Origin of the sequence: Kitasatospora sp. NBC_00039 (assembly GCF_045160625.1) — a bacterium.
Classification (GTDB): domain Bacteria; phylum Actinomycetota; class Actinomycetes; order Streptomycetales; family Streptomycetaceae; genus Kitasatospora.
Window position 1 is genome coordinate 2,966,055 of record NZ_CP108289.1, and the last position, 14,921, is coordinate 2,980,975.

Annotated in this window: 9 protein-coding genes and 3 rRNA genes; 3 read left to right on the top strand and 9 right to left on the bottom strand. The window is 66.3% G+C overall.

The window, feature by feature from the left end:
- Nucleotides 1–31 precede the first annotated feature (31 nt).
- From OG286_RS13215 to OG286_RS13225, 3 genes are all read right to left on the bottom strand, one after another.
- The gene (locus OG286_RS13215) at nt 32–751 is read right to left on the bottom strand and encodes an SDR family NAD(P)-dependent oxidoreductase (protein ID WP_405365278.1); all 720 of its coding nucleotides are present in this window, start codon (nt 749–751) and stop codon (nt 32–34) included.
- 527 nt (nt 752–1,278) lie between these two features.
- Entirely contained in the window at nt 1,279–2,568 is a 1,290-nt protein-coding gene (locus tag OG286_RS13220) for a citrate synthase (protein ID WP_396326147.1), read from the bottom strand.
- A 224-nt stretch (nt 2,569–2,792) separates the two neighbouring features.
- Complete coding sequence (locus OG286_RS13225) at nt 2,793–5,039, bottom strand: ATP-dependent RecD-like DNA helicase (protein WP_396326148.1); 2,247 nt, start codon at nt 5,037–5,039, stop codon at nt 2,793–2,795.
- Between the two features lie 158 nt (nt 5,040–5,197).
- Between OG286_RS13225 and OG286_RS13230 the strand changes: the two genes are divergently transcribed.
- Complete coding sequence (locus OG286_RS13230) at nt 5,198–6,007, top strand: VOC family protein (RefSeq protein ID WP_396326151.1); 810 nt, start codon at nt 5,198–5,200, stop codon at nt 6,005–6,007.
- Nucleotides 6,008–6,164: 157 nt separating this feature from the next.
- Nucleotides 6,165–6,617 carry a GNAT family N-acetyltransferase gene (locus OG286_RS13235; protein WP_405361522.1) on the top strand — a complete coding sequence of 151 codons (453 nt, stop codon included), beginning with the start codon at nt 6,165–6,167 and terminating at the stop codon, nt 6,615–6,617.
- Between the two features lie 76 nt (nt 6,618–6,693).
- Here the strand turns inward: OG286_RS13235 and rrf are convergent.
- From rrf to OG286_RS13265, 6 genes are all read right to left on the bottom strand, one after another.
- Nucleotides 6,694–6,810: ribosomal RNA gene (gene rrf / locus OG286_RS13240) — 5S ribosomal RNA — on the bottom strand.
- 83 nt (nt 6,811–6,893) lie between these two features.
- Nucleotides 6,894–10,016, bottom strand: a 23S ribosomal RNA gene (locus OG286_RS13245).
- Between the two features lie 281 nt (nt 10,017–10,297).
- A 16S ribosomal RNA gene (locus tag OG286_RS13250) occupies nt 10,298–11,820 on the bottom strand.
- Together the 16S, 23S and 5S rRNA genes form the textbook arrangement of a ribosomal RNA operon.
- 422 nt (nt 11,821–12,242) lie before the next feature.
- Nucleotides 12,243–13,046, bottom strand: coding sequence for a DUF3710 domain-containing protein (locus tag OG286_RS13255; RefSeq protein WP_396323725.1), 804 nt, complete (start codon nt 13,044–13,046; stop codon nt 12,243–12,245).
- A 69-nt stretch (nt 13,047–13,115) separates the two neighbouring features.
- Complete coding sequence (gene dut, locus OG286_RS13260; RefSeq protein ID WP_396323726.1) at nt 13,116–13,583, bottom strand: dUTP diphosphatase; 468 nt, start codon at nt 13,581–13,583, stop codon at nt 13,116–13,118.
- Nucleotides 13,580–14,188 (bottom strand): PaaI family thioesterase, encoded by a 609-nt coding sequence (locus OG286_RS13265; protein WP_396323827.1) that lies wholly within the window; start codon nt 14,186–14,188, stop codon nt 13,580–13,582. Before OG286_RS13265 ends, dut begins: the two co-directional genes overlap by 4 nt.
- Nucleotides 14,189–14,329: 141 nt before the next feature.
- Between OG286_RS13265 and OG286_RS13270 the strand changes: the two genes are divergently transcribed.
- Nucleotides 14,330–14,779: a DUF3093 domain-containing protein gene (locus OG286_RS13270; protein WP_396323727.1), complete on the top strand. Its 450-nt coding sequence runs from the start codon at nt 14,330–14,332 to the stop codon at nt 14,777–14,779.
- Nucleotides 14,780–14,921: the final 142 nt, after the last annotated feature.

The window sequence follows — 14,921 nt, forward strand, 5'->3', positions numbered from 1 at the left end:
GGTCCGGGCCCTCTCACGTCCATGGGTCCGCTCAACGACCGAGCAGCTCGCCGCCGTTGCAGTGCAGGACCTCTCCGGTGACGAAGCCGGCCTCCGGCGAGGCCAGGAAGTAGACCGCCGCCGCCACCTCGCCGGCCTCCCCGATCCGGCCGAGCAGCGTCCGGGCCGCCCGCCGGGAGACCTCGGCCTCGTCCAGCCGTGGGCCGAAGAACTCGGTGCCCGCGACCGTGCCCGGGGCGACGATGTTGGCGGTGATGCCCGAGGTGCCGAGCTGGGCGGCCAGGAAGTGGTTCCAGGCGTGCAGCGACGCCTTTGCGGCCCCGTACGAGCCGGCGCCGCGCAGGGCGGCGATCGAGCTGACGGTGACGACCCGGCCGGAGCCCGGGGTGAGCCGGTCGCGGATGGACTCGGTGAGCAGCACCACGGTCAGCACGTTGCGCTCGAAGTCGCCACGCCAGCGGGCCAGCAGGGCGTGCGGACCGCCGCCGATCACGGTCTCCCGGCTGCCGGCGTTGTTCACCAGCACGTCGATCCGCTCGGGCAGTTCACCGAGCGCCGCCTCGACCGCGTCCGGGTCGGCGAGGTCGCAGACCAGCGGGGTGACGTTCGGCCCGAGGTCGGCCGCGGCCTGTTCGAGCACCGCCCGCCGGCGGCCGACGATCACGACCTGTTCGCCCGCCTCGGCGAACCGGCGGGCCACCTCGTACCCGATCCCCGTGCCACCGCCGGTGACAACGACGTTCCTGGCCATCTGCGCACTCCCTCCCCAGTTCCGCCGCCACGCTGCGAGGGTGCGGGACGGTCCGTACCGGAATGCCACGATTCCTATCACGCTCGGTTGCCGTCACTGTGGGGAGGGTGACGTTCCTGCCGGCGGAAGGTGTGATATGGGACCGGTACGACGCGCACACGGAGCGTGGCGAGAGGCAGGTCACACACCCCGGGCGTAACTTCTCGCACCCTGATACGTCTTAGGTTGGTAGTGCGGCAGTTTTTCGGTGGGCGGGGACGTGGCGAACGGCTTCACGTCTCCGCGCGGACACCGACTGCCGCCGACGGGGCTCCGGCGGGCCCCGGGACGGTCGCCGACCTGTCGGCGGCCTTCGCGCACGGCGCCGGGGAGTGGCGGGTCTGGGACGCTTTGAGCGGCCGTCCCGGGCTGCGGCCGCCCCCGGAGTCGTGCGCCGTAGTTTTCCACCCTCGCGGGTGACGGCGAAGGGCCCGGCCGCACGGTGCGGCCGGGCCCTTCCTGGTCATGCGTCAGCGGGTGCCGGAGCCTCAGCGGGCGCCGAGCTCCACGTAGTCGCGGATCGCGGTGCCGGTGTAGATCTGGCGCGGACGGCCGATCCGGCTGGTCGGGTCGTTGATCATCTCGTGCCAGTGGGCGATCCAGCCCGGCAGCCGGCCGAGCGCGAACAGCACGGTGAACATGCTGGTCGGGAAGCCCATGGCGCGGTAGATCAGGCCGGTGTAGAAGTCCACGTTCGGGTAGAGCTTGCGCGAGACGAAGAAGTCGTCCTGCAGAGCGTGCTCCTCCAGCTTGAGCGCGATGTCGAGCAGCTCGTCGGACTTGCCGAGCTGGCCGAGCACCTCGTGCGCCAGCAGCTTGACCTGCGCGGCGCGCGGGTCGAACGCCTTGTACACGCGGTGACCGAAGCCCATCAGCTTGACGCCGTCCTCGCGGTTCTTCACCTTGCGGATGAACGCGTCGACGTCGGCGCCGTCCTTCTGGATGCTCTCCAGCATCTCCAGGACGGCCTGGTTGGCGCCGCCGTGCAGCGGGCCCCAGAGCGCCGAGATGCCGGCCGAGATCGAGGCGAACTGGTTGGCGTGGCTGGAGCCGACCAGGCGGACCGTGGAGGTCGAGCAGTTCTGCTCGTGGTCCGCGTGCAGGATCAGCAGCTTGTCCAGGGCGTTGACGATGACCGGGTTGAGCTCGTAGTCCTCGGCGGGCACCGCGAAGGTCATCCGCAGGAAGTTCTCGACGTAGCTCAGGTCGTTGCGCGGGTAGACGAACGGCTGGCCGACCGACTTCTTGTACGCGTAGGCCGCGATCGTCGGCAGCTTCGCCAGCAGGCGGACCGTCGACAGGTGGCGCTGGCCGGCGTCGAACGGGTTGTGGCTGTCCTGGTAGAAGGTGGACAGCGCGCCGACCACGGACGACAGCATCGCCATCGGGTGGGCGTCCCGCGGGAAGCCCTGGTAGAAGCGCTTGACGTCCTCGTGCAGCAGGGTGTGCTGGGTGATCTCGCGGTTGAACTCCGACAGCTGGTCGGCCGTCGGCAGCTCGCCGTTGATCAGCAGGTACGCGGTCTCGATGAAGCTGCCCTGCTCGGCGAGCTGCTCGATCGGGTAGCCGCGGTAGCGCAGGATGCCGTTGTCGCCGTCCACGAAGGTGATCGCGGACTTGTACGCGGCGGTGTTACCGAAGCCGTTGTCCAGGGTGACCAGGCCGGTCTGCGGGAGCAGCTTCGAGATGTCGAAGCCGGCGTTGCCCGCAGTGCTCTCGACGACGGGGTACTCGTACTCGCCGTCCTGGTACCGCAGTACTACCGAGTTGTCGCTCACGTCTTCCTCACCGACGAAATGAATCCTCTTCCAAGGTGCCCTGACTGTCTCTACCATCCCCCATCTGGCGGACAGCCGCGCACCCGGGGTGGCCCGAAAGGGACCGCCCCTACAAAACCTGCCGCCGCAGCCGGTACGAACCGGACAAGATCGGCACCACACCAGGCTCTGCCGTAAATCTCTTCACGTCAAGAGAACAATAGAGGCAACCATCCGTTGGAGAATCATCCAGTGGCCAGCCGATGGTCCAGCGCGGCATGCCTCCTACCTGCGCTGACGGTTCGAACGGCCTGGGCGATCGCCTTCCGTGACCCCACGAGCACCACGAGTTTCCTCGCCCTGGTCACAGCGGTGTAGAGCAGATTCCGCTGGAGCATCGTCCATGCGGACGTGGTGACCGGAATCACCACCACCGGATACTCGCTCCCCTGCGACCGGTGGATCGTCACCGCGTACGCGTGCGCCAACTCGTCCAGCTCGTCGAAGTCGTACGGCACCTCCTCGTCCTCGTCGGTGAGCACGGTCAGCCGCTGGTCGTCCACGCTGAGCGAGGTCACCACTCCCACTGTGCCGTTGAAGACCCCGTTCCGCCCCTTGTCATAGTTGTTCCTGATCTGCGTGACCTTGTCCCCCACCCGGAACGTCCGCCCGCCGGACCGCCGCTCCGCCAGCCCCTCCCGGGCCGGCGACACCGCCGCCTGCAACAGCGTGTTCAGATTCCCCGCGCCCGCGGGGCCCCGGTGCATCGGCGCCAGCACCTGGACGTCCCGCCGCGCGTCGAAGCCGAACCGCTGCGGGATCCGCCGCGCCACCACGTCCACCGTCAGCCCGGCCGCCCGCTCGGCGTCGTCCTCCACGAACAGGAAGAAGTCCGCCAGCCCCTCCGTCATCGGCGGCAGCCCCTCGTTGATCCGGTGCGCGTTGGTCACCACCCCCGACTGCTGGGCCTGCCGGAAGATCCTGGTCAGCCGCACCGACGGGATCGGCCCGCCCTCCGCGAGCAGGTCCCGCAGCACCTCGCCGGCGCCCACCGACGGCAGCTGGTCCACATCCCCCACGAACAGCAGGTGCGCCCCCGGCGCCACCGCCTTGACCAGCTTGTTCGCCAGGATCAGGTCCAGCATCGACGCCTCGTCCACCACCACCAGGTCGGCGTCCAACGGCCGGTCCCGGTCGTACGCGGCGTCCCCGCCCGGCCGCAGCTCCAGCAGCCGGTGCACCGTCGACGCCTCCACCCCGGTCAGCTCCGCAAGCCGCTTCGCCGCCCGCCCGGTCGGCGCCGCCAGCACCACCTTGGCCCGCTTCGCCAGCGCCAGCGTCACGATCGACTTCACCGTGAACGACTTGCCGCAGCCGGGACCGCCGGTCAGCACCGCGACCTTCTCGGTCAGCGCCAGCCGCACCGACTGCTCCTGCTCCGGGGCCAGCTCCGTGCCCGTCCGCTTCGCCAGCCAGCCCAGTGCCGCCGGCCAGTCCACGTCCGCGAACCACGGCATCCGGTCCGACTCCGCCCGCAACAGCCGCAAAAGCTGGTTGGAGAGCGAGATCTCCGCCCGGTGGAACGGCACCAGGTACACCGCGGTGATCGGCTCGCCGCCCTCCCCCGGCACCGACTCCCGCACCACCCCCTCCGCGGCCACCAGCTCCGCCAGGCAGTCGATCACCAGCCCCACGTCCACCTGGAGCAGCTTCACCCCGTCCGCGATCAGCCGCTCCTCCGGCAGGTAGCAGTGCCCCTGGTCGCTGCTCTGCGACAGCGCGTACTGCAGCCCCGCCTTCACCCGCTCCGGGCTGTCGTGCGGAATCCCCACCGCCTGCGCGATCCGGTCCGCCGTCAGGAAGCCGATACCCCAGACGTCCGACGCCAGCCGGTACGGCTCGTTCTTCACCACCCCGATCGAACCGTCCCCGTACTGCTTGTAGATCCGCACCGCCAGGGAGGTGGAGACGCCGACCCCCTGCAGGAAGACCATCACCTCCTTGATGGACTTCTGCTCCTCCCACGCCACCGCGATCTTCTTGGTCCGCTTCGGCCCCAGCCCCGGCACCTCGATCAGCCGGCCCGGCTCGTGCTCGATCACTTCCAGGGTGTCCACCCCGAACCGCTCCACGATCCGCTCGGCGAACCGCGGCCCGATCCCCTTGATCAACCCCGAGCCGAGATAGCGCTGGATGCCCTGGATCGTCGCAGGCAGCACCGTCGTGTAGTTCTCCACCACGAACTGCTTGCCGTACTGCGGATGCGACCCCCACCGCCCGTGCAGCCGCAGCGACTCCCCCGGCTGCGCCCCCAGCAGCGCGCCCACCACCGTCAGCAGGTCGTTGCCACCGCGCCCGGTGTCCACCCGGGCGACCGTGTAGCCGGTCTCCTCGTTCGCGTACGTGATCCGCTCCAGGACGCCCTCGACCTGGGCGAGCTGACGCGGCGGGCCCGCCGGACCCGCCGGCGCCTGCTGAGTCTGCCTGGCCACCCGGCCCCCTCTACCAGTACGGGTGCAGTTCCGCTACGCACCGTACCGCCCGGGTGCGACACCGGGCGCCCTGGTGCCAGGCTGGTTGACGCAGAGGGGGACCTTCCGTCCTGCCCGCGCCCCATCGCGACAGGCATCGCCCGAGGAGCAGTGCCGCCATGCTCACCACCGCCTTCGCCCCCGGCTCGCCCAACTGGCTCGACCTCACCAGCCCGGACACCGCCGCCTCCGTCGCCTTCTACACCACCGTTTTCGGCTGGACCTTCGCCTCCGCCGGCCCGGAGGCCGCCGGCTACGGCCTCTTCCAGCATGACGGCCGCACCGTCGCCGCCCTCGCCCCGCACCGTGCCGCCGCCGACCCGGCCGAAGGGACCACCCGCCCCGGCTGGACGATCTACTTCCGCACCCTCGACGCCGACCGGACCACCGAACTCGTCGAGGCCGCCGGCGGCACGGTTCGCCTCGCCCCGTTCAGCGTCTTCACCGACGGCCGGACGGCCGGTTGCACCGACCCCGCCGGCGCCGAGTTCGCCCTCTGGGAGCCCCGCGAAACCCCCGGTCTGGACGCCGTCACCGAACCCGGCACCTTCTGCTGGGCCGAGTGCTACAGCGTCGACGCCGAGGCGGCCAAGGCCTTCTACCGCGCCGTCTTCTCCTGGCAGGAGCAGGACGTCCCGCTCGGCGAGGTGATGTACACCGTCCTCACCCCGGCCGGCGGCGGCACGGACGACGCGCACGGCGGCATCATGCAGCTCGGCCCCGAACAGACCGCCGCCGGCACCACCTCGCACTGGCTCCCCTACATCGAGGTCCCGAGCGTGGACGCCGTCGTCGCCCTCGCCGAACAGCTCGGCGCGACCGTCCGGATCCCCGCCATGGACGTCCACGGCGTCGGCCGGCTCGCCCAGCTGATCGACCCACACAACGCCGTCTTCGCCGTCATCACCAGTGCGGCGGAGGGTGGGTGACACCGGGTCACCCGCCAGGAGGGCCCTTGAAGGGGCCTGGAGGGCTGCTGTGGGGCTCTGAGGGGTGTGGCAAAGGCCCGGGAAAGGCCCGGGAAAGGGCTGAGGGGAGCGGGCAGGGGGTTGGTCGGGCTTCCAAGGGTCCGCCTAGGCTGTGATCATGACCGACCTGACGATCCGGCGGGCCACCGCCGACGACCTTCCGGCGATAGTGGCCATGCTCGCCGACGACGCCCTGGGCGCCACCCGCGAGAGCCCCGATGACCTCACCCCGTACCGTGACGCCTTCGCCCGCATCGACGCCGACCCGCACCAGCACCTGGTCGTCGCCGAACGCGCCGGCCGGACCATCGGCACCCTCCAGCTGACCGTCGTCCCCGGCCTCTCGCGCAAGGGCTCCACCCGGACCATCATCGAAGCGGTCCGGATCCACGCCGACGAGCGCGGCAGCGGCCTCGGCACCGAACTGGTCCTCTGGGCCGTCGACCGCTCCCGCGAACTCGACGCCGACCTCGTCCAGCTCACCTCCGACGCGACCCGCACCGACGCCCACCGCTTCTACGAGCGCCTCGGATTCGTCGCCTCGCACCTCGGCTTCAAACTCGCGCTGTAGTTTTCGGAACAGCGTTGTCCCGGAAATGCAGAGAACCCCCACCCGGATCCCGGGTGGGGGTTCTCTGTGAATGATTGTTCGGCGGCGTCCTACTCTCCCACAGGGTCCCCCCTGCAGTACCATCGGCGCTGTGAGGCTTAGCTTCCGGGTTCGGAATGTAACCGGGCGTTTCCCTCACGCTATGACCACCGAAACACTATGAAACTGTCAACCGCACCACGACAGGCCATGTCATGGGGTCGTTGTTTCAGAACAACACAGTGGACGCGAGCAACTGAGGACAAGCCCTCGGCCTATTAGTACCGGTCAACTCCACCCCTCACAGGGCTTCCATATCCGGCCTATCAACCCAGTCGTCTACTGGGAGCCTTACCCTCTCAAGGAGGTGGGAGTGCTCATCTCGAAGCAGGCTTCCCGCTTAGATGCTTTCAGCGGTTATCCCTCCCGAACGTAGCCAACCAGCCATGCCCTTGGCAGGACAACTGGCACACCAGAGGTTCGTCCGTCCCGGTCCTCTCGTACTAGGGACAGCCCTTCTCAACACTCCTACGCGCACAGCGGATAGGGACCGAACTGTCTCACGACGTTCTAAACCCAGCTCGCGTACCGCTTTAATGGGCGAACAGCCCAACCCTTGGGACCTACTCCAGCCCCAGGATGCGACGAGCCGACATCGAGGTGCCAAACCATCCCGTCGATATGGACTCTTGGGGAAGATCAGCCTGTTATCCCCGGGGTACCTTTTATCCGTTGAGCGACGGCGCTTCCACAAGCCACCGCCGGATCACTAGTCCCTACTTTCGTACCTGCTCGACCCGTCAGTCTCACAGTCAAGCTCCCTTGTGCACTTACACTCAACACCTGATTGCCAACCAGGCTGAGGGAACCTTTGGGCGCCTCCGTTACCCTTTAGGAGGCAACCGCCCCAGTTAAACTACCCACCAGACACTGTCCCTGATCCGGATCACGGACCCAGGTTAGACATCCAGCACGACCAGAGTGGTATTTCAACGACGACTCCACAACAACTGGCGTTGCTGCTTCAAAGTCTCCCACCTATCCTACACAAGCCGAACCGAACACCAATATCAAGCTATAGTAAAGGTCCCGGGGTCTTTCCGTCCTGCTGCGCGAAACGAGCATCTTTACTCGTAATGCAATTTCACCGGGCCTATGGTTGAGACAGTCGAGAAGTCGTTACGCCATTCGTGCAGGTCGGAACTTACCCGACAAGGAATTTCGCTACCTTAGGATGGTTATAGTTACCACCGCCGTTTACTGGCGCTTAAGTTCTCAGCTTCGCCCCACCGAAATGGAGCTAACCGGTCCCCTTAACGTTCCAGCACCGGGCAGGCGTCAGTCCGTATACATCGCCTTACGGCTTCGCACGGACCTGTGTTTTTAGTAAACAGTCGCTTCTCGCTGGTCTCTGCGGCCACCCCCAGCTCTGGCAGCAAGTGCCGTCACCAGGAATGGCCCCCCTTCTCCCGAAGTTACGGGGGCATTTTGCCGAGTTCCTTAACCATAGTTCACCCGAACGCCTCGGTATTCTCTACCTGACCACCTGAGTCGGTTTGGGGTACGGGCCGCCATGAAACTCGCTAGAGGCTTTTCTCGACAGCATAGGATCATCCACTTCACCACAATCGGCTCGGCATCAGGTCTCAGACTATGTGAACGGCGGATTTGCCTACCGTTCGTCCTACACCCTTACCCCGGGACAACCACCGCCCGGGCTGGACTACCTTCCTGCGTCACCCCATCGCTCACCTACTACCCCATTGGGTCACCGGCTCCACCACGTCCCTTTGTCCGAAGACTCCGGGCCGGCTTCGCGGGCTTAGCATCAAGAGGTTCAGCGTTGGCGCTTCAAAGCGGGTACGGGAATATCAACCCGTTGTCCATCGACTACGCCTGTCGGCCTCGCCTTAGGTCCCGACTTACCCTGGGCAGATCAGCTTGACCCAGGAACCCTTGGTCAATCGGCGCAAGAGTTTCTCACTCTTGTATCGCTACTCATGCCTGCATTCTCACTCGTGTACCGTCCACGACTGGTTTCCACCGCCGCTTCACCCGGCACACGACGCTCCCCTACCCATCACAGCAGGCGTTGGCCCTTCATGCTGCAATGACACGACTTCGGTGATGTGCTTGAGCCCCGCTACATTGTCGGCGCGGAATCACTTGACCAGTGAGCTATTACGCACTCTTTCAAGGGTGGCTGCTTCTAAGCCAACCTCCTGGTTGTCTCTGCGACTCCACATCCTTTCCCACTTAGCACACGCTTAGGGACCTTAGTCGGTGTTCTGGGCTGTTTCCCTCTCGACCATGGAGCTTATCCCCCACAGTCTCACTGCCACGCTCTCACTTACCGGCATTCGGAGTTTGGCTAAGGTCAGTAACCCGGTGAGGCCCATCGCCTATCCAGTGCTCTACCTCCGGCAAGAAACACGTGACGCTGCACCTAAATGCATTTCGGGGAGAACCAGCTATCACGGAGTTTGATTGGCCTTTCACCCCTAACCACAGGTCATCCCCCAGGTTTTCAACCCTGGTGGGTTCGGTCCTCCACGAAGTCTTACCTCCGCTTCAACCTGCCCATGGCTAGATCACTCCGCTTCGGGTCTTGGGCGTGCAACTCAAACGCCCTATTCGGACTCGCTTTCGCTACGGCTACCCCACACGGGTTAACCTCGCTACACACCGCAAACTCGCAGGCTCATTCTTCAAAAGGCACGCAGTCACGAGACACACAGCAAGCTGCATGTCCGACGCTCCCACGGCTTGTAGGCACACGGTTTCAGGTACTATTTCACTCCGCTCCCGCGGTACTTTTCACCATTCCCTCACGGTACTATCCGCTATCGGTCACCAGGGAATATTTAGGCTTAGCGGGTGGTCCCGCCAGATTCACACGGGATTTCTCGGGCCCCGTGCTACTTGGGAGTTTCTCAAACGAGCCGCACAGATTTCGTCTACGGGGGTCTTACCCTCTACGCCGGACCTTTCGCATGTCCTTCGACTATCCATACGGTTTCTGACTCGCCGACCGGCCGGCAGACCGGTCAAGAAAAATCCCACGACCCCCAAGTGGCAACCCCTGCCGGGTCTCACACCACCTGGGTTTAGCCTCATCCGGTTTCGCTCGCCACTACTCCCGGAATCACGGTTGTTTTCTCTTCCTGCGGGTACTGAGATGTTTCACTTCCCCGCGTTCCCTCCACATACCCTATGTGTTCAGGTATGGGTGACAGCCCATGACGACTGCCGGGTTTCCCCATTCGGAAACCCCCGGATCAAAGCCTGGTTGACGGCTCCCCGGGGACTATCGTGGCCTCCCACGTCCTTCATCGGTTCCTGGTGCCAAGGCATCCACCGTGCGCCCTTAAAAACTTGGCCACAGATGCTCGCGTCCACTGTGCAGTTCTCAAACAACGACCAGTCACCCACCCTCGACAGTCCGAAGACCACCTCAAGTGGGACCGGCATCTCTGAAGCAACAGCCTCACGGCCGTTCCCTCAGGACCCAACAACGTGCCCGACACAAGTCAATCGCAAGCCCGTCTTCCACGCCCGGAGGCAGTACTAGCAGGTGCTCTTCACTCGTGCCGAATAGTCAACGTTCCACCCATGAGCAACCGTGCAGAACATTCGCCTGCAAGCGGCATATTGCTCCTTAGAAAGGAGGTGATCCAGCCGCACCTTCCGGTACGGCTACCTTGTTACGACTTCGTCCCAATCGCTGGTCCCACCTTCGACGGCTCCTCCCCTTACGGGTTAGGCCACCGGCTTCGGGTGTTACCGACTTTCGTGACGTGACGGGCGGTGTGTACAAGGCCCGGGAACGTATTCACCGCAGCATGCTGATCTGCGATTACTAGCAACTCCAACTTCATGGGGTCGAGTTGCAGACCCCAATCCGAACTGAGGCCGGCTTTTGGGATTCGCTCCGCCTCGCGGCATCGCAGCCCTTTGTACCGACCATTGTAGCACGTGTGCAGCCCAAGACATAAGGGGCATGATGATTTGACGTCGTCCCCACCTTCCTCCGAGTTGACCCCGGCAGTCTCCTGTGAGTCCCCATCACCCCGAAAGGCATGCTGGCAACACAGAACAAGGGTTGCGCTCGTTGCGGGACTTAACCCAACATCTCACGACACGAGCTGACGACAACCATGCACCACCTGTATACCGACCACAAGGGGGCGACTATCTCTAGCCGTTTCCGGTATATGTCAAGCCTTGGTAAGGTTCTTCGCGTTGCGTCGAATTAAGCCACATGCTCCGCTGCTTGTGCGGGCCCCCGTCAATTCCTTTGAGTTTTAGCCTTGCGGCCGTACTCCCCAGGCGGGGAACTTAATGCGTTAGCTGCGGCACCGACGACGTGGAATGTCGCCAACACCTAGTTCCCAACGTTTACGGCGTGGACTACCAGGGTATCTAATCCTGTTCGCTCCCCACGCTTTCGCTCCTCAGCGTCAGTAATGGCCCAGAGATCCGCCTTCGCCACCGGTGTTCCTCCTGATATCTGCGCATTTCACCGCTACACCAGGAATTCCGATCTCCCCTACCACACTCTAGCCTGCCCGTATCGAATGCAGACCCGGGGTTAAGCCCCGGGCTTTCACATCCGACGCGACAGGCCGCCTACGAGCTCTTTACGCCCAATAATTCCGGACAACGCTCGCACCCTACGTATTACCGCGGCTGCTGGCACGTAGTTAGCCGGTGCTTCTTCTGCAGGTACCGTCACTTGCGCTTCTTCCCTGCTGAAAGAGGTTTACAACCCGAAGGCCGTCATCCCTCACGCGGCGTCGCTGCATCAGGCTTTCGCCCATTGTGCAATATTCCCCACTGCTGCCTCCCGTAGGAGTCTGGGCCGTGTCTCAGTCCCAGTGTGGCCGGTCGCCCTCTCAGGCCGGCTACCCGTCGTCGCCTTGGTAGGCCATTACCCCACCAACAAGCTGATAGGCCGCGGGCTCATCCTGCACCGCCGGAGCTTTACACCCAGGACCATGCGGTCCCAGGTCATATCCGGTATTAGACCCCGTTTCCAGGGCTTGTCCCAGAGTGCAGGGCAGATTGCCCACGTGTTACTCACCCGTTCGCCACTGATCCACCCCGAAGGGCTTCACCGTTCGACTTGCATGTGTTAAGCACGCCGCCAGCGTTCGTCCTGAGCCAGGATCAAACTCTCCGTGAATGTCTGCCCGTAATCGGGCCGCACTCGCGTCGAGCGGCACGGCAACCACCGGAATAGGGTGATCCCGCGCACTGCGTCCTCGCTAGTGTTTACTTCATAAAGGAATCTCCAACCCCGATCAGAAGACCGAGGCCGGGGATGTCAACATATCTGGCGTTGACTTTTGGCACGCTGTTGAGTTCTCAAGGAACGGACACTTCCTTCGGACCGCCTTCCAGCGGGCCCTCCGGGCGCTTCGTTCTTTCGTGTTTGAAGCTTATCAGACGTTTTCCGCTCCGTTTTCCGGAGTTTCATTCATCGGACTTGCTTTCCGCCGCCCCTCTCGGTGCGACTCCGGAACTGTACGGGGACCGCCCCGCCACATGCAAATCGCCCCCGCCCGGGCATCCGGGCGGGGGCGATCAGGAGAACTTCCGGCCTGCTCAGCGGACCTCGGTGATCTCCGGGCCGCGGGCGAACGGGTCGAGCGCGGTGCCGCCGAAGCGGTTCTCGCTCTCGCCGGCGGTGGCGGCCGCCCCGCCACCGTCGGCCACCATCTGCGCGTCCTCGGGGAGCTTCAGCACGATCGGGTCGCGGGGGGCCATCGGGCTCTCGCCACGGACGACGACCGTCTGCTGGAAGACCTGCTCCAGGATTCCGGCCATCTCGGGCTGCACGGCGGCCTGGCCCGAGATCACGCCGCGGAGGAACCAGCGGGGCCCGTCACAGCCGACGAAGCGCACCAGCTGGACGCCCTGCGTGCCGTCCGGCAGCTGCACGGGGACCTGGGCGCGGAGGTGCCAGCCGAGCGGGCCCTCCTCCTCGTCCACGATGCCGCCCTGCGAGGTGATGCCGTTGGCGATCTCCTCGCGGACCTCGCCCCAGATGCCCTCGGACTTGGGGGCCGCGAATGCCTGCAGCTGGATGGCGCTGTTGCCGAGGACCAGCGTCGCGGCCACGATCGCGTCGCCGGCGACCTCGACGCGCAGTTCCATGCCCTCGACACCGGGGACCAGCAGGCCCCCGAGGTCCACGCGGCCCTCTTCCGGATTCTCCAGCTCGGAGTAGTCCCACGGACCGTCCGGCCGCGGGGCCGGCGGCAGCCCGACCCGGTCCGCCGGGTCCAGGTCGGTCTCGTTCTCGCTCTCGGCGGAACCTTCGACGTCATCGGCCGTCTCGTCGGCGCTGATGGCGTCGTCGGCGAGCTGCTCGACAGCGTCCTCGCTCTTCTGGCGACGACGGAACACGGTCACTGTCCTTCCCGGTCCAAGACCGATGCGAATACCTGCTCGGCTTCCTGCGAGGCCGCGGGCAGCCTAGACCGCGGCGTGGCCGCCGGTCGACCCGAACCCGCCCTCGGCCCGTGCCGACCCGGGAAGTTCGGCCACCTCGTGGAAGCGGGCCTTCTCGACCTGCTGGATGACCAGCTGGGCGATGCGGTCCCCTCGACGGAAGCTGACGGCCTCGCGCGGGTCCAGGTTGACGACGATCACCTTGATCTCTCCACGGTACCCGGCATCGACCGTCCCTGGGGCGTTCACCAGAGCAACTCCGCAACGAGCTGCGAGCCCGGAGCGGGGGTGGACGAAGGCCGCGTAGCCGTCGGGCAGCGCGATGGCGATCCCGGTGGGCAGGACGGCCCGCTCTCCGGGGGCCAGCTCGGCGTCGACGGTGGTCCTCAGGTCGGCACCGGCGTCACCGGGCTGCGCGTACGCGGGCAGCGGCAGCTCGGCGTCGATCCGCCTGATCAGAACGTCGACGGGCGGACGGGGGGTCGTGCTCAAGGGTTCACCTCAAAGGCTCGGGCGCGCTTCATCAGATCCGGGTCGTCGAGGACCTTCTCGATGTCCTCCGGACGACCGTGCTTGGTGAAGTGTTCCAGCTTCACCTGGATGAAGAGCGCCTGCGCACGCACCGCGACCGGCCCGTCCGGGCCGCCGATCCGTGCCTCGGCGGCGCTGTAGATCTTGCGGCCGTGCACGCCGGTGATCCACGCCCGCACGTGCAGCACGGAGTCGACCGGCACCGGGCAGAGGAAGTCAGTCTCCAGCCGGCCGGTGACGGCGGGGGCGTGCAGCAGCCAGTTCAGCGTGCCGAGCGTCTCGTCCATCGCCGTGGTCAGCAGGCCGCCGTGGGCCAGGCCGGGTCCGCCCTGGTGGGCCGAGCGGACGGCGAACTCGGCGGTGACGTCGAGCCCCTCGCCCGCCACCGCGTCGATCCGCAGGCCGCCGGGGTGCTGCGGGCCGCAGCCGAAACAGTGCTCGTAGTGCGAGCCGAGCCGGGCGCCCGGGGCCGGGGCCTCGGGGGCGCGCGGGGGCAGCACGGCCTCCGGCGGCGGCGTGGTCGGCGACGGCGACCCGGCTGGCGCCGGCGACGTGGTCGGTGCCAGCGGCGTACTCGGCGCCGACTGGGCGGACGGGGAGGCGGGGGCGATGGAACCGGTCACGGCGCCCAACCCTACCGACCGGTAGGCGAGGGGGGGCCGGGGGTGCCGTCCCGGGCCGCCCGTCACGGCGCCCACAATGGGGGCATGTACGACGAACGCCTCACCGTGCCGCGCTCCTGGTGGTTGCTCCCGGTCGCGATCGGGCTCACGCTCGCGCTGATCCTGCTGCGTCTCAGCGCGGTCGGCGCGTTGGTCGGGCTGGTGGTCGGCATCGCCGCCGGCGCGGCCGCGATCAGCAGCTACGGCTCCGCCCGGATCCGCGTGGTGCAGGGCTCGCTGGTCGCGGGCCCGGCCCGGATCCCGGTCGACGCCCTCGGCTCCGCGCACGCGCTCAGCCCCGCCGAGGCGGTGGCCTGGCGCGGGAGGAAGGCGGATCCGCGCGCCTTCATGCTGCTGCGCAGCTACGTGCCGACCGCCCTGCGCGTCGAGGTCAGCGACCCGGCCGACCCGACGCCGTACCTGTACCTGTCGACCCGCTCGCCGATGAAGCTGGCCGAGGCGCTCGACGAGGCGCGCCGGAGCGCCCGCGCCTGACGGGGAGGGACGAACGCGCCCGGGCGTCCCCGGGAAACGGAGAGGGACGGTTCCGCGATGCGGGACCGTCCCTGTTGTCTCCGTGCTGCACGGGGTGCCGCCCGAGGTGCGGCACCGCGCGCAGCACAAGGTACTGCGCTGG